General features: G+C 66.0%; 15 protein-coding genes, 1 tRNA gene, 1 pseudogene and 1 riboswitch. Of the genes and pseudogenes, 7 read left to right on the plus strand and 10 right to left on the minus strand.

What is annotated here, in order from left to right; all coding sequences use genetic code 11:
• Positions 1-55: 55 nt before the first annotated feature.
• Positions 56-187: riboswitch (S-adenosyl-L-homocysteine riboswitch) on the plus strand.
• A 21-nt stretch (positions 188-208) separates the two neighbouring features.
• From ahcY to ppnN, 3 genes are all read left to right on the plus strand, one after another.
• Positions 209-1,618: an adenosylhomocysteinase gene (gene ahcY, locus ACYRGX_RS22200; protein WP_473054576.1), complete on the plus strand. Its 1,410-nt coding sequence runs from the start codon at positions 209-211 to the stop codon at positions 1,616-1,618.
• 90 nt (positions 1,619-1,708) lie between these two features.
• The gene (gene metF / locus ACYRGX_RS22205; protein WP_473054577.1) at positions 1,709-2,563 is read left to right on the plus strand and encodes a methylenetetrahydrofolate reductase [NAD(P)H]; all 855 of its coding nucleotides are present in this window, start codon (positions 1,709-1,711) and stop codon (positions 2,561-2,563) included.
• Between the two features lie 57 nt (positions 2,564-2,620).
• The gene (ppnN, locus tag ACYRGX_RS22210; protein ID WP_473054578.1) at positions 2,621-4,000 is read left to right on the plus strand and encodes a nucleotide 5'-monophosphate nucleosidase PpnN; all 1,380 of its coding nucleotides are present in this window, start codon (positions 2,621-2,623) and stop codon (positions 3,998-4,000) included.
• Positions 4,001-4,043: 43 nt separating this feature from the next.
• Here the strand turns inward: ppnN and ACYRGX_RS22215 are convergent, their stop codons facing one another.
• From ACYRGX_RS22215 to ptsP, 3 genes are read right to left on the minus strand one after another with little or no spacing between them, the layout of a single operon-like run.
• A complete protein-coding gene (locus ACYRGX_RS22215; RefSeq protein WP_473054579.1) occupies positions 4,044-5,789 on the minus strand; it encodes a PTS fructose-like transporter subunit IIB in 1,746 nt (581 codons plus the stop codon).
• A complete protein-coding gene (pfkB, locus tag ACYRGX_RS22220) occupies positions 5,786-6,730 on the minus strand; it encodes a 1-phosphofructokinase (protein ID WP_473054580.1) in 945 nt (314 codons plus the stop codon). The genes ACYRGX_RS22215 and pfkB overlap by 4 nt, the downstream gene beginning before the upstream one ends.
• 1 nt (position 6,731) lies before the next feature.
• Entirely contained in the window at positions 6,732-9,605 is a 2,874-nt protein-coding gene (gene ptsP, locus ACYRGX_RS22225) for a phosphoenolpyruvate--protein phosphotransferase (RefSeq protein ID WP_473054581.1), read from the minus strand.
• Positions 9,606-9,782: 177 nt separating this feature from the next.
• Between ptsP and cra the strand changes: the two genes are divergently transcribed.
• Both cra and ACYRGX_RS22235 read left to right on the plus strand, forming a co-directional pair.
• The gene (cra, locus tag ACYRGX_RS22230; protein WP_473054582.1) at positions 9,783-10,790 is read left to right on the plus strand and encodes a catabolite repressor/activator; all 1,008 of its coding nucleotides are present in this window, start codon (positions 9,783-9,785) and stop codon (positions 10,788-10,790) included.
• Between the two features lie 16 nt (positions 10,791-10,806).
• Entirely contained in the window at positions 10,807-11,595 is a 789-nt protein-coding gene (locus ACYRGX_RS22235) for a TatD family hydrolase (protein WP_473054583.1), read from the plus strand.
• 278 nt (positions 11,596-11,873) lie between these two features.
• On the opposite strand, the gene ACYRGX_RS22240 is transcribed toward ACYRGX_RS22235, so the two are convergent.
• From ACYRGX_RS22240 to ACYRGX_RS22260, 5 genes and pseudogenes are all read right to left on the minus strand, one after another.
• Positions 11,874-12,587, minus strand: coding sequence for a methyl-accepting chemotaxis protein (locus ACYRGX_RS22240; protein ID WP_473056758.1), 714 nt, complete (start codon positions 12,585-12,587; stop codon positions 11,874-11,876).
• A gap of 144 nt (positions 12,588-12,731) precedes the next feature.
• A pseudogene (locus ACYRGX_RS22245) lies at positions 12,732-13,841 on the minus strand (HAMP domain-containing protein); the annotation flags it as partial.
• A 137-nt stretch (positions 13,842-13,978) separates the two neighbouring features.
• The gene (gene ampE, locus ACYRGX_RS22250; protein ID WP_473054584.1) at positions 13,979-14,812 is read right to left on the minus strand and encodes a regulatory signaling modulator protein AmpE; all 834 of its coding nucleotides are present in this window, start codon (positions 14,810-14,812) and stop codon (positions 13,979-13,981) included.
• Positions 14,809-15,351, minus strand: coding sequence for a 1,6-anhydro-N-acetylmuramyl-L-alanine amidase AmpD (gene ampD, locus ACYRGX_RS22255; RefSeq protein ID WP_473054585.1), 543 nt, complete (start codon positions 15,349-15,351; stop codon positions 14,809-14,811). Before ampD ends, ampE begins: the two co-directional genes overlap by 4 nt.
• A gap of 58 nt (positions 15,352-15,409) precedes the next feature.
• Positions 15,410-17,587: a DUF1631 domain-containing protein gene (locus tag ACYRGX_RS22260; RefSeq protein ID WP_473054586.1), complete on the minus strand. Its 2,178-nt coding sequence runs from the start codon at positions 17,585-17,587 to the stop codon at positions 15,410-15,412.
• 225 nt (positions 17,588-17,812) lie between these two features.
• Here ACYRGX_RS22260 and nadC point away from each other — a divergent pair, with 225 nt between their 5' ends.
• Positions 17,813-18,661 carry a carboxylating nicotinate-nucleotide diphosphorylase gene (gene nadC, locus ACYRGX_RS22265; RefSeq protein ID WP_473054587.1) on the plus strand — a complete coding sequence of 283 codons (849 nt, stop codon included), beginning with the start codon at positions 17,813-17,815 and terminating at the stop codon, positions 18,659-18,661.
• A 44-nt stretch (positions 18,662-18,705) separates the two neighbouring features.
• Here nadC and ACYRGX_RS22270 read toward each other — a convergent pair.
• Together ACYRGX_RS22270 and ACYRGX_RS22275 are read right to left on the minus strand one after the other, a co-directional pair.
• A tRNA-Thr gene (locus ACYRGX_RS22270) sits at positions 18,706-18,781 on the minus strand.
• 52 nt (positions 18,782-18,833) lie between these two features.
• The gene (locus ACYRGX_RS22275; protein ID WP_473054588.1) at positions 18,834-19,610 is read right to left on the minus strand and encodes an EAL domain-containing protein; all 777 of its coding nucleotides are present in this window, start codon (positions 19,608-19,610) and stop codon (positions 18,834-18,836) included.
• 450 nt (positions 19,611-20,060) lie between these two features.
• Between ACYRGX_RS22275 and ACYRGX_RS22280 the strand changes: the two genes are divergently transcribed.
• The gene (locus tag ACYRGX_RS22280) at positions 20,061-21,101 is read left to right on the plus strand and encodes a 3-deoxy-7-phosphoheptulonate synthase (protein ID WP_473054589.1); all 1,041 of its coding nucleotides are present in this window, start codon (positions 20,061-20,063) and stop codon (positions 21,099-21,101) included.
• The last annotated feature ends 53 nt before the right edge of the window (positions 21,102-21,154 follow it).

The raw sequence follows: 21,154 nt of genomic DNA on the forward strand, positions 1-21,154 counted from the left end.
TCAGGCACCGCTATAATCGCTCCTCTGCGGCCGTCTCGCCGGCCGCACCCGCCACCCGGCCGAGGGGCGCTGCAGCAGTCGACGTGTAAACCGGCGGACCGCCTCCCTGCGGCCCCTTCGTGTACGCGTCGCCCTGTCAGGCTCGTCCGGGGCGTTTAACCGAACGCATCAACGGCGCCCATTCGCACCCAACGAATGGAGTTATCCCATGAGCGCCGTAATGACGCCTGCCGAATTCAACGACTACAAAGTCGCCGACATCACCCTGGCTGCCTGGGGCCGCCGCGAGATCGTCATCGCCGAATCCGAAATGCCTGCCCTGATGGGCCTGCGTAGCAAGTACGCGGCTCAGCAACCGCTCAAGGGCGCGAAGATCCTCGGCTGCATCCACATGACCATCCAGACCGCGGTGCTCATCGAGACGCTGGTGGCGCTGGGCGCCGAAGTGCGCTGGTCGTCCTGCAACATCTTCTCCACCCAGGACCAGGCCGCCGCCGCGATTGCCGCCGCCGGTATTCCGGTGTTCGCCTGGAAAGGCGAAACCGAAGCCGAGTACGAGTGGTGCATCGAGCAGACGATCCTCAAGGACGGCCAGCCGTGGGACGCCAACATGGTGCTCGACGACGGCGGCGACCTGACCGAGATCCTGCACAAGAAATACCCGCAAGTGCTGGAAAACGTCCACGGCATCACCGAGGAAACCACCACCGGCGTGCATCGCCTGCTCGACATGCTCAAGGCCGGCACCCTGAAAGTCCCGGCGATCAACGTCAACGACGCGGTCACCAAGAGCAAGAACGACAACAAGTACGGCTGCCGTCACAGCCTCAACGACGCCATCAAGCGCGGCACCGATCACCTGCTGTCGGGCAAGAAGGCGCTGGTCATCGGCTACGGTGACGTGGGCAAGGGCTCGTCCGCCTCGCTGCGCCAGGAAGGCATGATCGTACGCGTCAGCGAAGTCGACCCGATCTGCGCCATGCAGGCCTGCATGGACGGCTTCGAGGTGGTCTCGCCCTACATCGGCGGTATCAACGACGGTAGCGACGCCTGCATCGACAAGGCCTTGCTGGGCAGCATCGACCTGATCGTCACCACCACCGGCAACGCCAACGTCTGCGACGCCGGCATGCTCAAGGCGCTGAAGAAGCGCGCCGTGGTCTGCAACATCGGGCACTTCGACAACGAGATCGATACCGCCTTCATGCGCGCCAACTGGGCGTGGGAAGAGGTCAAGCCGCAGGTGCACAAGATCCACCGCAGCGGCAAGGGCACCTACGACCCGGCCAACGACGATTACCTGATCCTGCTCGCCGAAGGCCGCCTGGTGAACCTGGGTAACGCCACCGGCCACCCCAGCCGGATCATGGACGGCTCCTTCGCCAACCAGGTACTGGCGCAGATGTTCCTCTTCGAGCAGAAGTTCGCCGAACTGCCCGCCGCACGCCAGGCCGAGCGCCTGACCGTGGAAGTGCTGCCGAAGAAACTCGATGAGGAAGTGGCGCTGGAAATGGTCAAGGGCTTCGGTGGCGTGGTCACCCAGCTCACGCCCAAGCAGGCCGAGTACATCGGCGTGACCGTGGAAGGTCCGTTCAAGCCGGACAGCTACCGCTACTGATCCCACGGGCGGCGCGCCCTGGCGTGACCGCCCCGAGCCGACTCCAGACGGCGAGCCCCCGGGCTCGCCGCCTTTTGCCTGGTATTTCCCATGACTGCCGTCGATCGTCCGACCATCAGCTTCGAGTTCTTCCCGACCAAGACCGAGGCTGGCCATGAAAAACTGCTCGTCACCGCACGCCGGCTGGCCGAGCTCACCCCCGACTTCTTCTCCTGCACCTACGGTGCCGGTGGCTCGACCCGTGACCGCACGCTGAACACCGTGCTGCAGCTCGATGGCGAGGTGAAGGTGCCCACCGCACCGCACCTGTCCTGCGTCGGCGACAGCAAGGCCGAGCTACGCGCCCTGCTGACCCGCTACCGCGAGTCCGGCATCCAGCGCATCGTCGCCCTGCGCGGCGACCTGCCCTCCGGCATGGGCATGGCCAGCGGCGAGCTGCGCCATGCCAACGACCTGGTGGGCTTCATCCGCGAAGAAACCGGCAGCCACTTCCATATCGAAGTCGCCGCCTATCCGGAGACTCACCCCCAGGCACGCAGCTTCGAGCACGATCTGGAAAACTTCGTGCGCAAGGCCCAGGCCGGCGCCGACAGCGCCATCACCCAGTACTTCTTCAACGCCGACAGCTACTTCTACTTCGTGGAACGCCTGCGCAAGGCCGGCGTCGATATTCCGGTGATCCCCGGCATCATGCCGATCACCAACTACAGCAAGCTGGCGCGCTTCTCCGACGCCTGCGGCGCCGAGCTGCCGCGCTGGCTGCGCAAGCAACTGGAAGCCTACGGCGACGACACCGCGAGCATCCAGGCCTTCGGCGAGCAGACCATCTCCCGGCTCTGCGAGCGCCTGCTTGCCGGTGGCGCACCGGGGCTACATTTCTATACCCTCAACCAGGCCGAGCCGAGCCTGGCGATCTGCAGCAACCTGGGTCTGCAGGACGGCTAGAGGCTGTTCTGACGGGGGCAGCGAGTTGCCCCCGTTGTGTCTTACATGGAGTGCCGAATGCCCGAACGCCGCAAGATCAACGCCACCGTAAGCCCCAAGGGCAGCCTGGAAACGCTGTCCCACCGCGAGGTCCAGCAACTTCGCGAAACCGGCTCCGGCAGCGTCTACCAGCTGTTCCGCCAGTGTGCACTGGCGATCCTCAACACCGGCACCCACAGCGACAACGCCAAGACCATCCTCGAGGCCTACCACGACTTCGAGGTGCGCATTCACCAACAGGATCGTGGCATTCGCCTGGAACTGATCAACGCGCCGGGCGATGCCTTCGTCGATGGCGAGATGATCGCCAGCACCCGCGAGATGCTCTTCAGCGCCCTGCGCGACATCGTCTACACGCAGACCGAGCTGGACCGCGAGCGCATCGATCTGGACAGCTCCGAAGGCATCACTGACTACGTCTTCCACCTGCTGCGCAACGCCCGCACCCTGCGCGCCGGCGCCGATCCGAAGATGGTGGTGTGCTGGGGCGGTCACTCGATCAGCGTCGAGGAATACAAGTACACCAAGCGCGTCGGCCACGAACTGGGACTGCGCGGCCTGGACATCTGCACCGGCTGCGGGCCGGGCGTGATGAAGGGCCCGATGAAGGGCGCCACCATCGCCCACGCCAAGCAGCGCATCGTCGGAGGCCGCTACCTGGGGCTCACCGAACCGGGCATCATCGCCGCCGAAGCCCCCAATCCGATCGTCAATGAACTGGTCATCCTGCCGGACATCGAGAAACGCCTCGAAGCCTTCGTGCGCGTCGGCCACGGGATCATCGTGTTTCCCGGTGGTGTCGGTACGGCGGAGGAGTTCCTCTACCTGCTGGGCATCCTCACCCACCCGGACAACGCCGATGTCCCCTTCCCGCTGGTGCTGACCGGACCGAAGAGCGCCGAGGCCTACCTGCAGCAACTGCACGCCTTCATCGGCGCCACCCTCGGCAGCGAGGCCCAGGGTCGCTATCGGGTGATCGTCGACGATCCCGCCGAAGTCGCCCGGCACATGAACCTGGGTCTGCAGCACGTGCGCCAGTTCCGCCGCGAGCGCAACGATGCCTTCCATTTCAACTGGCTGTTGAAGATCGAAGCGGGCTTCCAGCACCCCTTCGAGCCGACCCACGCCAACATGGCCTCGCTCGATCTGACCCGCGAGCAGCCGCTGCACCAGTTGGCCGCCAACCTGCGCCGCGCGTTCTCCGGCATCGTCGCCGGCAACGTCAAGGCCAATGGCATCCGTCAGATCGAGGAGCACGGCCCGTACGAGATCAGTGGCGAAGCTTCGATCATGCAGCCGCTCGACGAGCTCCTGAAGGCCTTCGTCGCCCAGCACCGCATGAAGCTGCCGGGCGGCGCGGACTACGAGCCCTGCTACCGGGTCGTCGAACGCCGCTGAACCAGGGGCGCGCGGCCTGCGTGCCGCGCGCCATCGGCGGTTGCTAGGTGGTGGCGCTGCCCTGCGCCTGCATGGCCATGCCCTGGGGCTCTGCGCGCTTGAGCAGCGCGTAACTTACCCCGGTCAGCAGACTCCCCGCGGCGATGGCGAACAGGTACAGCCAGGCGTGGTTGATCGCATTCGGGATCAGCATCACGAACAGGCCGCCATGGGGCGCCATCAGGCGGCAGCCGAAGTACATCGACAGCGCGCCGGTGAGCGCGCCGCCGGCGATGCTCGCCGGGATCACCCGCAGCGGATCCTTCGCCGCGAAGGGAATCGCACCCTCGGAGATGAAGCACAGCCCCAGCACGCCAGCGGCCTTGCCCGCCTGACGCTCGCTCTGGGCGAACTTGCGGCGCGCCAGCACGGTGGCGATGGCCATGCCGATGGGCGGCACCATGCCGCCGGCCATGGTCGCGGCCATCGGCGCATAGCTCTGCGACGCCAGCAGGCCCACCGAGAAGGCATAGGCAGCCTTGTTGATCGGCCCGCCCAGATCCACGCACATCATGCCGCCCAGCAAGACCCCGAGCAGGACTGCATTGGTGCTGCCCATGCCGTCGAGGAAGCCGGTGAGCGCACCGAGCGCCGTGGCCACTGGCGCACCCACCACATAGATCATCACCAACCCGGTGACCAGGCTCGCCAGCAGCGGAATGATCAGGATCGGCTTGAGCGCCTCGATACTGCTCGGCAGGCGTACCAGGTGCGCCAACGCCCGGGCGCAATAGCCGGCGATGAACCCCGCAGCGATGCCGCCGAGAAAGCCCGCGCCCAAATTCGCCGCCAGCAAACCGCCGATCATGCCCGGCGCCAGCCCCGGTCGATCGGCGATGGAGTAGGCGATGTAACCGGCGAGCACCGGCACCATCAACTTGAAGGCCGCGTCGCCACCGATCTGCATGAGCGCGGCGGCCAGAGTCCCCTGCTGCTTGAACGCCTCGATACCGAAGACGAACGACAGCGCGATCAGCAGACCGCCCGCGACCACCATCGGCAGCATGTAGGACACACCGGTGAGCAGGTGCTTGTAGGGCCCCGCCTTCTCACCACTGCCGGCTGACGCCTGGGCCGCCCCGCTGCTGGCGCCCTGTAGCGGCTGCGCCTCAGCCAGTGCCCGTTGCAGGGTCTGCTGGGGCTGCTTGAGTGCAACCCCAGTGCCACAGCGATAGACCTTCTTGCCGGCGAAGCGCGCGGTTTCCACCTCGATGTCGGTGGCCAGCAGCACCACGTCGGCGGCGGCGATGGCCTCGGCCGACAGCGCGTTGCGCGCGCCCACCGAGCCGCGGGTCTCCACCGTCAGCGCGTAGCCCAACTGCTCGGCGGCCTGCTGCAGTGCCTCGGCAGCCATGAAGGTATGCGCGACGCCGGTTGGGCAGGCGGTCACCGCTACCAGCCGCGAGCGTGCAGTGGTCGGGGCCTGGGGCTCGTCCGCCTGCAGTACCGCGGCATGCTCGGCAGCTTCGCGCAGGAAGCGCTGGGGCTCAGCCAGGGCCTCGGCGGGCGTCGCCTGCACCAGGCGCTTGCCGACGAAACGCTGCAAGGCCAACTCGCCGGTGCGCACCACGACGACCAGGTCGGCCTCGGCGATGTCCTGCTCGCTCAACGGCGAGCCGATGGCCCGCGGGTCATGCACCTCGACCCGGTAGTCCCAGCCAAGGTGTTGCGCGGCGCCCGCCAGCAGGCGCGAGCAGATCACGCTGGTGACCTGCCCATTGGGGCAGGCAGTGACGATCAGCAGTTTCATTCAGCGGCCTCGATTTGTTGTATCTGCACGCCCGCCTCCAGGCGCGCCAGTTGTTCGCGGTCATGGATGCCGAAGCCGACCTGGGTCACCGCCTGTGCGGCAATCGCCGTGGCCAGGCGCAAGGTACGCTCGGCGGGCCAGCCTTCGAGCAGACCGTGGAGAGTCCCGGCCAGCAGCGAATCGCCTGCGCCGACGGTGCTCGCCACCGATACCTGCGGCGGCGTGGCCTGCAGCGCCTGGGTTTCGCCCAGCCAGCAGGCGCCCTGCGCGCCACGCGACAACAGCACCTGGCCGACGCCCTGCTCGCGCAAGCGGCGTGCCGCCAGCAGCAACGCGTCCAGCGCATGCGCCGGCACCCCGGCCAACTGCGCCAGCTCTTCGTCATTGGGTTTGATCAGCCAGGGCTTCGCGGCGACCGCCGCAGCCAGCGCCTCGCCACTGCTGTCCACCACCAGCGGCACGCCATGGGCCGCCAGGCGCTGCAGCAAGGCGCCGAACCAGGACGGGCTCACGCCCTGCGGCAGGCTGCCGGCGACCACCAGCGCATCGTGGCCGGCGAGCCAGCTTTCCAGTTCGCCGGCCAGCTCGGCCTGGGCCTGGGGCGTCACTTCCGGCCCGGGACCATTGAGGTCGCTGACCCGGCCGCTGTCCTCCACCAGTTTGAAATTGCTACGGGCCTCGCCGGGCACGCGAATGAAGGCATCGACGAAGCCGCGTCGGGCGAACAGCGCCTCGAACGGCTGCGCATTGGCGGCGCCGAGGAACCCGGCCACCGTCACCTTGTGACCGAGGTCGGCAAGCACCTGGGCGACGTTCAGCCCCTTGCCCGCGGCATGTCGTTGCAGGCTGCGGGTGCGGTTGACCTCGCCGGGACGCAGGCTCGCCAGTTGCACGGTGACGTCCAGCGCGGGGTTGAGGGTCAGGGTCAGGATGCGTGCCATTTCAGCAGCCCTCATCGACCAGCGCGCGTACCGCTGTGGCGCTGTCCAACTGCAGCGCGCGACGAGCCAGCTCCTGCGCCTCTCCCAGGCGCAGCTCACGCACCCGCGCCTTGACCAGGGCGATCGAGCGCGCGGAAACGCTCAGCTCGTCTACCCCCAGGCCGACCAACACCGGCACCGCCAGCTCGTCGCCAGCCAGCTCGCCGCAGACGCCGACCCATCGGCCGTGGGCGTGCGCGGCCTGTACCGTCATCTCGATCAAACGCAGCACCGCCGGGTGCAGACCGTCGGCCTCGGCGGAAAGACTCGGATGGCCACGGTCGATGGCCAGCGCATACTGGGTCAGGTCATTCGTACCGATACTGAAGAAGTCCACCTCCTGCGCCAGCACCGGTGCCATCAGGGCCGCCGATGGCACCTCGACCATGACGCCGAGCTGCAGGTCCTCGAGGGGAATCTCCTCACGCAGGCGCAAGGCCAGATCCCGCGCAAAGCGCCATTCCTCGAGCCGACCGACCATCGGGAACATGATCCTCAATGCGCGGCCCTGGGCAGCCTCGAGCAACGCACGCAACTGGGTCTCCAGCAGCTCAGGGCGGCGCATGCTCAGGCGGATGCCGCGTACGCCGAGGAACGGATTCTCCTCCGTCGGCAGCGGCAGGTAAGGCAGCGGCTTGTCGCCGCCCACATCGAGCGTGCGCACCACCAGCGGACGCCCCGCGAGACCGTCCAGCACCCGTTGGTACTCCGCCCGTTGGGTAGCCACGTCCGGCGCCTGCGGGTGATCCATGAACACCAGTTCAGTGCGCAGTAGACCGACCGCCTCCGCGCCCAGCTCGACCGCCTCGACCGTCTCGGCGGCCGCGCCGAGGTTGGCCGCCACTTCCACGCGATGGCCGTCCACGGTCACCGCCGCTTCCATGCGCAGTGCATCGGCGGCCTGTTGACGCTGTCGCCGGGTTTCCCGCGCGGCCTGGGCCACGGCCAGACGCTGGGCATCCGGCGCAACTTCCAGCACGCCATGATCGCCGTCCACCAGCAGGACGCAGCGCGGTGGGATGCCGAGCACCGCCTCGCCCGCACCGACCACCGCCGGAATACCCAGCGCGCGGGCAATGATCGCGCTATGGGAGGTAGCGCCGCCGCGCGCGGTGAGCACCCCGGCCACCCGGGCACGGTCGAGGCCGGCGACATCCGAGGGCGCGACCTCGTCCATCACCAGCACATAGGGCTCATCCGGCTCGCACAGGACTTCGACCCCACACAGACGCGCGAGGACCCGACGACCGATGTCGCGCAGGTCCGCCGCACGCTCGGCGAGCAATGCATCGTGCAGGGCTTCCTGTTGCGCCGCGGCGCGCTCGATTTCATCGGCCCAGGCCGCCTCGGCGGACAGCCCATTGCCCAGCGCCACTTCCACTTCCTCGCGCAGACCTGGGTCGTCGAGCATCGCCCGATGGGTCACGAAGATTTCCTGCACACTGGCTTGGTCACTGCGCGCCACCAGCGCCTGAATGTCCTCGCGCACCTGCGCCAGGGCGGCATCCAGGCGCTCGCGCTCGGTACCTTCACCCCGCCCCTGGCGGGAGTAGTCCAGCTGCAGCGGGCCACGCACCCAGGCCGGTCCGATGGCGATACCCGGCGCGGCGGCGACTGCCTGCAAGCGGCTGCCGGCGGCGGGTGGAACGATGTCGACGGGCTCCCCGGCACGCTGCTCGGGACTGGCCAGCACCGCTTGGCCCGGCTCGGGAAGCGCCTGCACTTCTTCGCCGAGTCCTGCGCGAACGGCCGCCTCCAAGGCGTCCAGCGCCCCCTCCGCGCCCGGCTCGACAAGAAAGTCCAGGACCTGCCCGCGTTGCGCGCCGAGTGCCAGCAGCTTGCTCAGGCTCTTCGCGGACACACCACGGCCCTCGTCCCCGGCCAGACGCACGCGCACCGCCGCGTCGAAGCCTTGGGCGATTTCCGCCAGCACCTTGGCCGGCCGTGCGTGCAAGCCATGGGCATTGGCCAGCGGCACCTGGCGTGACGGCCAATCGGGCGCGACCTCGCCACCGAGCGCCTCGAGCACACGGCGGCTGGAGTCGGCCGTGGCGAGTTCGCCGCCACGGCCCTGGATCAGCAGGTCGCAGAGTCGTTCCAGCAGCTGCCGATGGCTATCACCCAGGCTCGCCAGGCAGAACAGGCCGTGCACCGGCTGGCCATCGCGCAGCAGCGGCTCGGCGGGCGTGACGAAAGCCAGTCCGGGACGTACAACACCGCGCGCGCTATCCAGCCACCACAACCCGTCGCCCAGCGGCAGCGGTTCAGCGCCGACCAGCGCGGCACCGAAGGTCGCCTCCACGCAGCCGGCCTTCTTCAGGCGCCGCGCGCCGAGCCAGGCCAGCTCGTCGAAATCCTCGACCGGCAGCCCCAGGCCGACCAGTTGCGCATCCAGCGCCAGCGCCTGGGGGGCACCTTGCAGCAGCGCGAGTATTTCCTCTGCCGTGCGCGCGGACTGCAGCGCCGGCACCAGGTCCTGTTCGCCGAGGGCACGGGTGAGCAACTGCAACAGGCGCAGGTGCTCGTCGGAGCGCGCGGCGATGGCGATGGCGAGGTAGACACGCTGGCCGTCGCCCCAGTCCACGCCCTCGGCGAAGCGCATCAGGCGTACGCCGGTGCAGAGCACCTGGTCGCGGGTGTCCGGCGTGCCATGGGGAATCGCGATGCCCTGTCCCAGGAAGGTCGAGCCCTGAGCTTCCCGGGCGCGCATGCCCTCCAGGTAGCCGGGCTGCACCAGTCCGTCCGCCACCAGCCAGTCGGCCAGCTGCGCCAGCGCCTGGTCCTTGTCGCTGGCGGCGGCGTCCAGGCGGATGTCGGCGGCCTTGAGTTCAAGCATGCGCGTTCTCCTGACGGTCACTCCGTCGATCTAGCTGAATCGTTTCACTCGATGCGGCACATTACCCGAGATCGGGTAATCCTTGAAGCCTAGCGCCCTCGAGCCCATCGTTAGGGAAAGCTCCCCCCTGCGGTATGATGCTGTGTTGTCTTTCGACACGCTTGGATCGGGAAATTCGTGAAACTCAGGGACATCGCCCAACTGGCCGGCGTCTCGCTCACCACAGCGAGCTACGTGATCAACGGCCAGGCCGAGCAACGCCGCATCAGCGCCAGCACCGTCGCCCGGGTGATGGCGGTGGTGCAAAAGCATGGCTATCGCCCCGATCAGCAGGCCGCGGCACTGCGCCGCGGGCACAGCCGCACCCTCGCCTTCATCATTCCGGACCTGGAGAACCCCAGCTACGCGCGCATCGCCAAGCGCCTGGAGCGGGGCGCCCGCGACTGCGGCTACCAGCTACTGGTGGCCAGCTCCGACGATGACCCGCAGAGCGAGCGGCAACTGGTCGAGCTGTTCCGCGCACGGCGTTGCGATGCACTGCTGGTCGCCAGTTGCCTGCCCCCGGAAGATCCGCTGTACGCCGAACTGACCGACGGCGGCCTGCCGGTGATCGCCGTCGACCGCGCCCTGGCGCCTTCGCGTCTGCGTTCGGTGATCAGCGACGACCAGCAGGCGGGCTTCGAACTCGCCAACACCCTGCTCGCCCCACTGCCACGTCACATCGCCCTACTCGGCGCACGCCCCGAGCTGCGCGTGAGTCGCGACCGCGAGGCCGGCTTTCGCGCGGCGCTGCGCAACCTCGACCTGCGTGTCAGCGTGCTGCATGCCGAGCAGTTCGAACGCGAGGCCGGATGCCAGTTGATGGAGCAATTGCTCACCACCGACGGCGAGCGCCCGGACGCCTTGCTGACCACGGCCTACGTGCTGCTCGAAGGCGTCCTCGAGGCCTTGCAGCGTCACGACTGGCCCGGCTATCAGGCGCCACGCATGGCGACCTTCGGTGATACCCGGCTGCTGGACTTCATGCCCACGCGTATCGACGCCATCCAGCAGCAGCACGAACTGATCGCCGAGCGTCTGCTGTACTGGACCCTGCGCGCCATCGAGCACGACGAGTACCTGCCGGGCGTCGAGGCGATCCCGCGCCGACTGCATCGCCGGCGCGCACCCGGCGCGAACGGCTGAACGCGGAAGCCAGGCCATGCAGTTGATCGATACCCACAACCATCTCGACTTTCCCGAGTTCGATGCGGACCGCTCCCAGGTGCTCGCGCAAGCCCGTCAGGTAGGCGTGAAGCGCCAGGTGCTGATCGGCGTCTACCAGGCACACTGGGCTCGCCTGCAAGCACTCTGCGCGAACCAGCCGGACCTGCACTACGCCCTGGGGCTACACCCCTGTTTCCTGCACTGCCACCAGGATGCCGAACACCTGCAGCAGCTGCATGGACAGTTGCAGGCACGCCGAGCGGACCCGGCGCTTTGCGCCATCGGCGAGGTTGGCCTGGACTACTACATCGAGACGCCGGACAAACCTCGCCAGCAGGCCCTGTTCGAGGCGCAGATAGAAATGGCGCGGGCGTTCGAGCTGCCGTTGCTGCTGCACGTGCGTCGCGCCCATGCCGATGTCATCGCCACCCTCAAGCGTCATCGCCCGCCAAGAGGCGGCATCGTGCATGCCTTCAGCGGCAGCTTCGAAGAGGCCCGCGAGTATCTCAAGCTGGGCTTTCGCCTGGGCCTGGGTGGCGCCGGTACCTGGCCGCAGGCCAAGCGCATGCACAAGGTGCTGCAGCAGTTGCCGCTCGACGCCATCGTGCTGGAGACCGACGCCCCGGACATCCCGCCCGCCAGTCACCCAGGGCAACGCAACAGTCCCGAGTTCCTCCCCGCCATCTGCCAGGCGCTGGCCGAGATCAAGGACATCCCCGCCGAAGCGCTCGCCGCCGCCAGCACCCGCAATGCCTGCGAGCTGTTTGGCTGGGAGATGCCCTAGGGCCTGTTCCCGTTTCATTCGCGGCCGCGCCGATGCCTGTTTTGGCGCGAGACAAGGCGCGAGTCGCTGGGCTTACCGGGGTAAGTCCAAGACGAGCAACGCCGTATCGCGCCAAAACAGGCACCGGCCCGTAGGGTGGGGCCGCCGAGGCTGTGCCAGAAATGGCCTGCGCTGTCGTTGCAGAACTTGCCAAGGGAATGACCATTGGCTGCGTTCTGCGCCTAATCGCAGGCCATTTCTGGCGACAACGCGGCTCGTGAATGAAACGGGAACAGGCCCTAGACCCGGAACGCCGCCGCCAGCCCCTTCAGCCGCAATACCAGGGCTGACAGCTCGCGGCTGGCGCGCTCGGCACGCCCGGCGCCCTCGGCGGTCAATTCGGCATCCTGGCTGATCTGCACGATGTGCCGGTCGACCTCCAGCGCCACCGCGGTCTGCTGCTCTGCGGCGGCAGCGATCTGCTGGCTCTGCTCGACGATGCTGGAACTGGCCTCGAGGATGTGTTCCAGCGCCGTGCGCACCGCACTCGCCTGGCCGACCGCATCGCTGGCGGTGCGCTGGCTGGCGCCCATGGCACTCACTGCGGCGGCCACGCCGCCGTGCAGACGATCGATCATCGCCTCGATCTCGGCGGTGGACTGACGAGTGCGCAAGGCCAGCCCGCGCACTTCGTCGGCCACCACCGCGAAACCCCGACCGCTCTCGCCGGCGCGCGCCGCCTCGATCGCCGCGTTGAGCGCCAACAGGTTGGTCTGGTCGGCGATGCCCTTGATGACATCGAGCACCCGGCCGATCGCCTGGCTGTCGTCCGCCAGGCGGTTGATCGCCGCCACCGAGGTTTCGATCTCGCCGGCCAACTGACCGATACCCTCGACCTGAGCCACGACCCGCTGCCGACCACTCTGCGTTTCCCGGTCCACACGCTGGGCACCGTCCACCGCCGAGGCGGCGCTGCGCGCGACTTCCTGGGCCGTGGCGGCCATCTGGTTCATCGCGGTGGCGACCAGGTCGACACCTTCGCGCTGCCCACCCACCGCTTGGTGACTGGCCCCGGAGATGGACTCCACTTCCCGCGCCTGGGCATCGACCTCGGCGACCGTCTGTCCGAGCCGCTGGATCAGCTCATGAATCTTCGCCACGCTGCCGTTGAGGGTGTGCCCCAGTTCGCCGAGGGCATCGCGGCTGACCACACGGCAACTCACCGTCATGTCGCCACCGGCCATCTGCTGCATGGCGCGGGAGAGTCGCCGCAGGGTGCTGCGCATGGACAGGTAGAAGCCCGCATAGAGATAGGCAATCAACAACAGGTTCGCCAACAGACCGCCGGCGAGCAACGCCAACTTGCGCTCAGCGTGAAGGGTGCGCGCGGCGAGCAGGCCATCGAGCTCGGCGAGTACGCCATCCTCGAAGGCCTCGGTGCGACCGATGAGCGCCCCCTGTGCGTCGAAGAAGGCATCCCACGGCGTATCCAGACTTTCGGCGACGACGACCTCATCCTCCAACTGCTGGGACGCCTGGGTCAGACTCGCCAGGCTGGGCTGCGCCAGGGCGTCGAGTTCGGCGCTGTCGACCAAGGCGTCCTGGACGGCGCTCGCATATTCGCCCTGTAGGCGCTCCAGCGTGAGCAGCAGTTCATCCAGGCGCACGCTATCCGTCGAGTTGAGGAACCCCCGTCCCAGCGAATAGGCGCCCACCGCACGCGCTTCGCCGAGGGCTCGAATGACCCGCGGTGTCGTGACGGTGAGCAGGCCGGCAAGCTGGCGCACGTTGCGCTCTCGATCCAGGCTCAGACCGATCTCCGAAGCAACCAATCGCGCATAGACGTAGGCATCACCGGCCAAGCGCTCCGCCAACCCCTGGCGATTGTGCAGCGAACCCTGTTCACCCAAGGTCTGCAGCAACTGACGCAAGCCGTCGCGCTTTTCCTGGCTGCTGGACGTCGATGGCAGCTCCTGCGCAAGGAGTGTCTGCAGGTCGCCGAGGAGCGCCTCGATGCGCCCACTGCGCGTCGTCGACGGGGCGGACTGGCCGAGCACGGCATCGACCTGCAGCAGGTCGCTCAGCGTTTGTGCCACGCGGCGTACCTGCAGTGCCTGATTCAGTTCGAGCAGACCTTCACGGGCGCTGCGCGAGCGGCCGAACTCCGTGTAGGCGTCGTGCACCAGGGAGGCATTGGTCAAGAGCATGGGGACGAAGAACAGCACGCTGATCAGCGTGAACTTCGCGCCGAAGCCGAGGCGATTCATCAGCGCCACGGCGGGGACGAGGAACGAGGCCAAGGGAAGCGCTCCGATTTATTGTTGTTATCGATAGCCGGGCGCCGCTGAGCGCCCGTCCCCTGTATAGCCGATACGTCGGGCGCGCTTTGTAACTTAAGGTAAAGCTACAGGAGCTGGCCCAGGGCAAGCAGCGAATACCAGAGCAAGGCGGTACGCAGGAGCAGATGCCACAGCTCATCAAGCGCGGCATTTTCCGCGGGCCCGGGCACGGCCTCGCCCAGTTCCGCAGCGCAGCTCGAGGCACGTTCGAGCAACAGGACGGCAGCCAACGGCCAGCGCAGCAATTCATCGAGTACGCTACGCATGCTCGCCACGAAGTTGCCCACCAGGGCGAAGCTCAGGCACTCCAGACGTGCCGGCAGCCAGTCCAGCGCATGCAGCAACTGCCCCGCCGCGGCCCGCAGCCGCTCCGCCTGGGCCTGGCTCTGCAGCAAAGCCAGCAACCGATAGCCCAGTGCGGCCATGGGCCCCAGCAGCGCATACCAGAAAATCACCGCGAAAAAACCTTGGTGAGCCTGCCACAGCAGATAGCGGCGCACGCCCGCCACCAGCGCTTCGGGCGAGTCGGCCTGCAGGCCCAGATCACGCTCCGCAATCAGCGCCATCGCCTCTCCATCGCCACGGCGACAGGCATCGCGCCAAGCACCCAGGCAATCGGGTATGTCGACCCGCCCCAGGCTGTAGAGCACGACCAACAGATGCAGGGGTAGCAGCAGCCAGCCATGCAGCAGAGGCTTCAACCCCGTCAGCAGACCGCCCAGCAGCAGCAACGGCGGCACGACCATCAAGGCCAGTTGCAACCAGGACGGCCAGCGCTGCATGAACGACCGCTCCAGTTGACGCAATACCCGAAGGTAGGCCCCATCGCGCTGGATCCAACGACGCCAGCGCCCCAGGCTCGCCAACAGCACCGCCAGCAACAGCACCAGAAAACTCATCGCGAAACTCCCAGGCGGGTCCAGTCGAACGCAGGGCCTGGGTCGGACTTGCGCCCCGGCGCGATATCGCTGTGGCCGCAGATACGCTCCGCGGACAGTTGCGGGTAATCTCGGCGAAGCGCAATCAGCAGGCCATCGAGCGCCCGGTACTGGGCATCGGTATACGGCAGCTCGTCGGTACCCTCGAGTTCGATGCCAATGGAGAAGTCGTTGCAGTTCTCACGCTCGCCGTAGCGCGAGACGCCCGCATGCCAGGCACGGGCATCGCAGGAAACGAACTGGGTGATGACGCCGTCGCGCTCGATGAGAAAATGCGCGGAGACCCGCAACTCGGCGATCTCGGCGAAGAAGGGATGTTCCTGCGGGTCCAGGCGATTCTGGAAGAAGCGCTGTACCTGTCCGGTGGCGAACTCTCCGGGCGGCAGACTGATGTTGTGGATGACCAGCAGCGACACCTCAGCCGCCGGGCGCGCGTTGTAGTTGGGCGACGGGCAATGGCGGATGCCCTGCACCCAACCGTCGCTCAGCAGCAAGTCCATGCAAAGGGCTCCCGAGGCATTCAATTCCTCGGCAGATTAGGGCGTCCGAGGGCCGCTGTCACTCATCCTTGCCAGGCGCACGGCTGCGCGCCTGACGCAGATTACCGATCACTGATTCCAAGGCCCGATCGAACAACTGGGCATCGTCCAATACCCGCACCTGGCCACTACGGAAAGCGGCGGCGAGCAACTCCCGGCTCTGCTCGAGCACCTTCATCCCGGTGCGGTTGACGAAGACGTAGCGGCCTTCAGGGCGAATGATCGCCGCCAGCTTGCAGCGCTGCCGGGTGCCCTCGCGAGGAAGCTCCAGCCAGGCGCCGACACGCAGCGCATCCACTTGCTGGGAGGCCTCGTCGGTAGACGTATCATCCGCGGGCGCTGCGGCCGGAACGGGGGGGACAGACTTGTCGACGACCACCTCGGCGAACGCGGGATCGTCGGATACATCGGTGAGTGTCTCGACTCCAGGTGCCTGCGCATCCTGCCCACCCCGCAACGCACGGAAGTGCAGCGCTTCGAGGCGGGCAAAAAAATCACCGGTGGAGAAGGGGTCGAAGGCCGCACTGGACAAACCTTCACGCAGGTTCGCCAGCAACGGCGGCACGCGCAACAACAGCGCCTGACGGGCCTCGAGGCCTTCCTGAGGAGTGACGCTCCAGAGCAGTTCATCCAGGGTGCCCAAGACATGCGTCCACTCGGCGGAGGCTTCGCCATGCTTGAGCAGGGTCAGCAACATCACCTGGCTCCAGGCTTCCTCGACGATGCTCACCACGACCTGCGGCAAATGCCTACCCTGCAGGCGCTCGTTGATCGCCGCCTCGACGCGTCGCCCGGCCTGCTCGGCCTTGGCACGCCCAATCTCGGCATCGCGGGTGCGTTGCTCGAGCAATTCGCTGCGCCGCCGCTCCTCACTGGTGAAGGCCAGGAAGTCCTCGAGCAACTCTTCGAACAACCCCGGATCGTCGTTGAACTCACCGAGCAAGCGCTGCACGATCTGCTCGACCTTCTGGTACAAGCTGCCACGACGAAATTCATCATGGTCACCCCACCCCACCGAGGCCATGGCGATCTCGTTGAGCAACCGGCGCGCCGGATGCCCGCTGCGCGCGAAGAAGTCGCGATCGAGCAGCGCGACCTTGATCATCGGAATCTGCAGGCGCCCCAGCAGGGCCTTGAGTGAGTCGGGCAGGTTGCGGTCATCAAGGATGAACTCGAAGAGCATCGATACCAGGTCGATGACGTTGCCCTCAAGCTCCCCCAGAACCCGTGGCCGCCCTGCTCGCTCGCTGGCCCGTCCGAGCAACGCCTGCAGCTCCCAGCGCGGGTCTCTCTCCTGGGCTTCCGCCGGCAGGTGCTGCTGCAGGTGCGAGAGCAGACGCAACACGTCCCGGCCGCTGACAGGCAGCACGTCCGGCGCCGGCATCGAAGGAGCGCTCACCGCAGCACGGGCCTGGGCCAACAACGCCTGCAAATCCGCCAGACCGGTGGTGCTGGCAGGGGACGCCGCGGACGCGGGGGCCGAAGCACGCCGCGCGTCCCGCGGAGAGTGCACATGACGTAGTTCGGGGAGCACGCCTGCAGCGACCAGTTGCGCGTTGGCGTCCTCGTAGAGTCCATCGATTCCGTCGAGCACGTGCCGCTCGAAGAGCTTGTAGAGGATCAGCTTGATCTGGATATCCATATTGAGATCGCGGCATGCCTCAACGAATAGTTCGCATAGGCGGGCGGGAGAAAGCGGATTGGCGAGCGTTTCCACCGGCTGCGCCACCACCTGCTCCAGCCGCCGGCGAAGCAGCTCGAGCGGGACGTTGCAGCGCGCGCAAACCTTGCCGATCATTGCATCGATGGCAACGTTCTGCTCCAGCTCGTCGTTCTGTACCAGGCTGAGCTTTTCAGCTGTAAGTGTCTCTATCGAGACCTTGCTACGCGCCGACCCCGGCTGCAAAAGCTGCGCAAAAGCCACGATCGTGCCTTGCAGGAAGGCTCGCTCGACCTGCTTACGCTTGAGACGTATGCCACGCATGGCTTCGAAGAGTAGCGTTTGCTCGCTGTTGCTGGTCGCTCGATCAGCCATGGCGAAAAGCGTGTCATCGACACTATCGAAGAGGCATCGCAACGCGCCACGCAAATGCGCCAAAGCGGTGTCGCGCAGGCTCTGCAGAGGCGCGGGGAGACCCGTCCCCGCCCCTGGAGAGGGGGCCTGATTGATCGACACGACTTTCCCGTCGGACTTCATGGTGTTTACCTGTGGCCGTGAAGCGGAGCTCGTGTCCGGCGAGAAACAGAGGCACGCCAGAATGATGGCGTCAATTTAAATCCAACTCAATAAGTGCTCAAAGGACTTTACTTAATCTATTGGTATACGCCCGGTGGGAGAGAATCCAAAGCCTTGGGCGACCAGCGCACTTTATCTGAGACCAGGAGTGCTCAATAATTCCGTCCATAGTCTCAGGAGCCCCCGATGCCCAATCTCGTTCTCTCCGACCTGCTCGCCGAAATCGATAGCAACGTGCGCCATGCCCTCGCCGAAGACGTCGGCACCGGCGACATCACCGCGCAACTGATCCCCGCCGAGCGCCTGGCACATGCACGCGTGATCACCCGTGAAGCCGCCATCGTCGCAGGGACCGCCTGGGTGGATCGCGTCTTCATGCAACTCGACCCTCGCGTAGCCGTTCATTGGCAGGTTGCCGACGGTGATCGCGTCCAGCCCGACCAGGTGCTGTTCACCCTTGAGGGGCCTGCACGCAGCCTGCTGAGCGGCGAGCGCTGCGCGCTGAACTTCCTGCAGACGCTGTCCGGCGTCGCGACCCGCTGCCGGGAATATGCGGACCTGGTCGCCGAGACCCAGGTCAAGCTGCTGGATACTCGCAAGACGCTACCCGGGCTACGGCTGGCGCAAAAGTACGCGGTCACCTGTGGCGGTTGCCACAACCACCGTATCGGCCTTTTCGATGCATTCTTGATCAAGGAAAACCATATCCTCGCATGCGGAGGCATCGCCGAAGCCGTGGCCGCCGCCCAAGGCATCGCGCCCGGCAAGCCCATCGAGATCGAGGTGGAGAGCCTCGGGGAACTGGATGCCGCTCTCACTGCGGGCGCGGACATCATCATGCTCGATGAACTGAGCCTGGAGGACATGCGGCGTGCCGTTGAACTCACGGCCGGACGCGCCAAGCTGGAGGCCTCCGGAGGCATCACCGAAAGCAATCTGCTGCAAATCGCCAGGACCGGGGTCGACTATGTTTCTCTGGGCACCCTGACCAAGGACGTTCGCGCCGTCGATCTGTCGATGCGCCTGAGCCAATAGCGTGGAAAAAGAAAAGGCCCCGAGATGTCGGGGCCTTTTGCGTTTGGTGCCGGAGACAGGAATCGAACCTGCGACCTTCGCGTTACGAGTGCGCTGCTCTACCTACTGAGCTACTCCGGCGGAGGCGGGGAAATTACCACCGGAACAAACACTTGGCAATCGCCGCTAGCGCCTAGCCGAAGGGTAATTCACCGACTGTTGGCCGCGCGAAGTAATAACCCTGCATCTTGCGAATGCCCAACGCCAGCAGCGCGGTGCACTCATCGGAAGTCTCCACCCCCTCGGCGATGATGCGGATGCCCAGTCGCTTCGCCGTGAGCACGATGCCCGCGACTATCGCCTCACGCACGGGGTCCCTGTCGATACCCCGGGTGAGCGCCATGTCCAGCTTGATCACCCCCGGCTGGAAGGTCGCAAGCAGATTGAGACCGGAGTAACCCGAGCCGAAGTCGTCTATCGCCGTGGTGAAGCCATGCCGGGAATAACTGCGGAAGATCTCCTGCAAATGCGCGGCATCGCTGACCTGCTCGCCCTCGGTGACCTCGAACATGATCCGCTCGAGAGGAAAGTTGAACTGCCTGGCAGCCTCGAGCGTGGCACGAATGCAGGTTTCCGCGCGATAGACGGCATTGGGCAGGAAGTTGATTGAAAGCAGGCAGTCCGGCTTGTCGAGCAACCCCAGTCCTGCTGAGAGCTCGATCGCCTTGACGCGGCATGCCTGGTCGAAACGATAGCGGTTGGCATCGTTCACCTGAGACAGGATGAACCCGGCACCCTCACCGTTAAGACCGCGAACCAGCGCCTCATAACCGAAGACCCGCTGTTCGACCACGTCCATGATTGGCTGGAAAGCCATGGTGAAATCAAAGTCCAACCCCGCCCCGGAACGACACTCCGAACAGCCTATGGAATGGAAACGAGGGGGCGTGGTGTCCATGGCGATCAGCATGAGATTTCCAGAATAAGGATATTGAGGGCACAGGACGACTATAGCGCGCAGTTGAAGGTCGCTGCGTCATGTCGTATGTTGACCATGCAAATCCACAGAGACTCCCGATGACCAGCACGATATTCCACACGCCCTCCGTGGCTCGCCTGATTGGCGTGGCAGCGGCAGCGTGCGGCTATTTCTATGGGTATTGGTTTAGCCAAGGGCTAGCCTGACACCTGACAGGCGGCCCTAACCACCCAAGGGCCGCCCACCAAAGACTTTCATGAACCCCCGGTCGGCGCCCCGACCGGGGGTTTTGCATTTCAGGCAGAAAATTTTCGAGGACACGCCACATGTACAAGCACTTCAACTACCGAGGCTACCTGGGCTTACGCAGTTGGCGATTTACACGCGTAGAGCAATGCCCCGACTCACCACCGACATGCAATTAGCCCAGGAAAGTCCAAGATGAATGCTTCACTCCCGCTGTCCCTTACCAGCTCTCTCCGCCACCCCCTGCCGTCACCAGAGGAATTGCGTGAACGACTGCCCCTCAACGAGGCGGTGCGTCACCAAGTAGCAGCCCATCGCCAGGCCATCCGCGACATATTGCACGGTCGCGACCCGCGCCTGTTGGTGATCGTCGGCCCCTGCTCACTGCATGATCCAGATGCGGCGCTCGAATACGGTCAACGGTTGGCCGACCTGGCAGAACGTACCCGCGACAGCCTTCTATTGGTGATGCGTGCTTACCTGGAAAAGCCACGTACCAGCATTGGCTGGAAAGGCATGCTCTACGACCCTCGGCTCGACGGCAGCGATGACATGCAGCAGGGGCTGGTACAGTCCCGCCGACTGCTGCTGGACCTGCTGGATCTAGGGCTGCCCCTGGCCAGCGAACTGCTCCAGCCCTTGGCGACGGATTACTTCGCCGACCTGCTCGGCTGGGCAGCGATTGGCGCCCGAACCAGTGAATCGCAGATTCACCGGGAGATGGTCAGTGGACTGAGCCTACCCGTTGGTTTTAAGAACGGTACCGACGGTAATCTCGCCACCGCTTTCGATGCCATGCGCTCGGCGGCACACAGCCACACCCACATGGGGATCGCTGAAAACGGCCGAGCGGCTCTGATCCAGACCCCCGGTAACGCAGATACCCATCTCGTGTTGCGCGGAGGCAAAATGGGCCCGAACCACGACGAACCAACCATCACTGCCGCGGCAGAGCGGGCCAAGGCCTTAGGCTTGAATAAGGCAATGATGGTCGACTGCAGCCACGCCAACAGTGGAAAGGATCCGAGCCGACAGCCTGAGGTACTACGGGAAGCCCTGCGACAGCGCTCCATGGGCGCAGAGCACTTGTGCGGGGTCATGCTCGAAAGCCACCTCTTCGAGGGCAGCCAACCGCTGAGCGAAGACTTGCGCTACGGCGTCTCGATTACGGATGCTTGCCTAGGCTGGGAACACACCGAACAAGCCCTGTTGGAAGCCGCGACCCTGTCGCGCTGATATCCGCGTTGGCTGTGCTTGCACAGCCACTCGCCTGACTTTTCTGCCGCCCA

The sequence above is a fragment of the Pseudomonas sp. R4-15 genome, assembly GCF_055768815.1.

Excerpts from the sequence above, each read along its gene's own strand:
- ampD (WP_473054585.1), bottom strand. The coding sequence starts at position 15,351 with ATGGACTTGCTGCTGAGCGACGGTTGGGTGCAGGGCATCCGCCATTGC.
- ppnN (WP_473054578.1), top strand. The coding sequence starts at position 2,621 with ATGCCCGAACGCCGCAAGATCAACGCCACCGTAAGCCCCAAGGGCAGC.
- metF (WP_473054577.1), top strand. The coding sequence starts at position 1,709 with ATGACTGCCGTCGATCGTCCGACCATCAGCTTCGAGTTCTTCCCGACC.
- ACYRGX_RS22280 (WP_473054589.1), top strand. The coding sequence starts at position 20,061 with ATGAATGCTTCACTCCCGCTGTCCCTTACCAGCTCTCTCCGCCACCCC.
- ACYRGX_RS22275 (WP_473054588.1), bottom strand. The coding sequence starts at position 19,610 with ATGCTGATCGCCATGGACACCACGCCCCCTCGTTTCCATTCCATAGGC.
- ampE (WP_473054584.1), bottom strand. The coding sequence starts at position 14,812 with ATGAGTTTTCTGGTGCTGTTGCTGGCGGTGCTGTTGGCGAGCCTGGGG.
- nadC (WP_473054587.1), top strand. The coding sequence starts at position 17,813 with ATGCCCAATCTCGTTCTCTCCGACCTGCTCGCCGAAATCGATAGCAAC.
- pfkB (WP_473054580.1), bottom strand. The coding sequence starts at position 6,730 with ATGGCACGCATCCTGACCCTGACCCTCAACCCCGCGCTGGACGTCACC.
- ACYRGX_RS22215 (WP_473054579.1), bottom strand. The coding sequence starts at position 5,789 with ATGAAACTGCTGATCGTCACTGCCTGCCCCAATGGGCAGGTCACCAGC.
- ptsP (WP_473054581.1), bottom strand. The coding sequence starts at position 9,605 with ATGCTTGAACTCAAGGCCGCCGACATCCGCCTGGACGCCGCCGCCAGC.
- ACYRGX_RS22235 (WP_473054583.1), top strand. The coding sequence starts at position 10,807 with ATGCAGTTGATCGATACCCACAACCATCTCGACTTTCCCGAGTTCGAT.
- ACYRGX_RS22240 (WP_473056758.1), bottom strand. The coding sequence starts at position 12,587 with ATGAACCAGATGGCCGCCACGGCCCAGGAAGTCGCGCGCAGCGCCGCC.
- ahcY (WP_473054576.1), top strand. The coding sequence starts at position 209 with ATGAGCGCCGTAATGACGCCTGCCGAATTCAACGACTACAAAGTCGCC.
- ACYRGX_RS22260 (WP_473054586.1), bottom strand. The coding sequence starts at position 17,587 with ATGAAGTCCGACGGGAAAGTCGTGTCGATCAATCAGGCCCCCTCTCCA.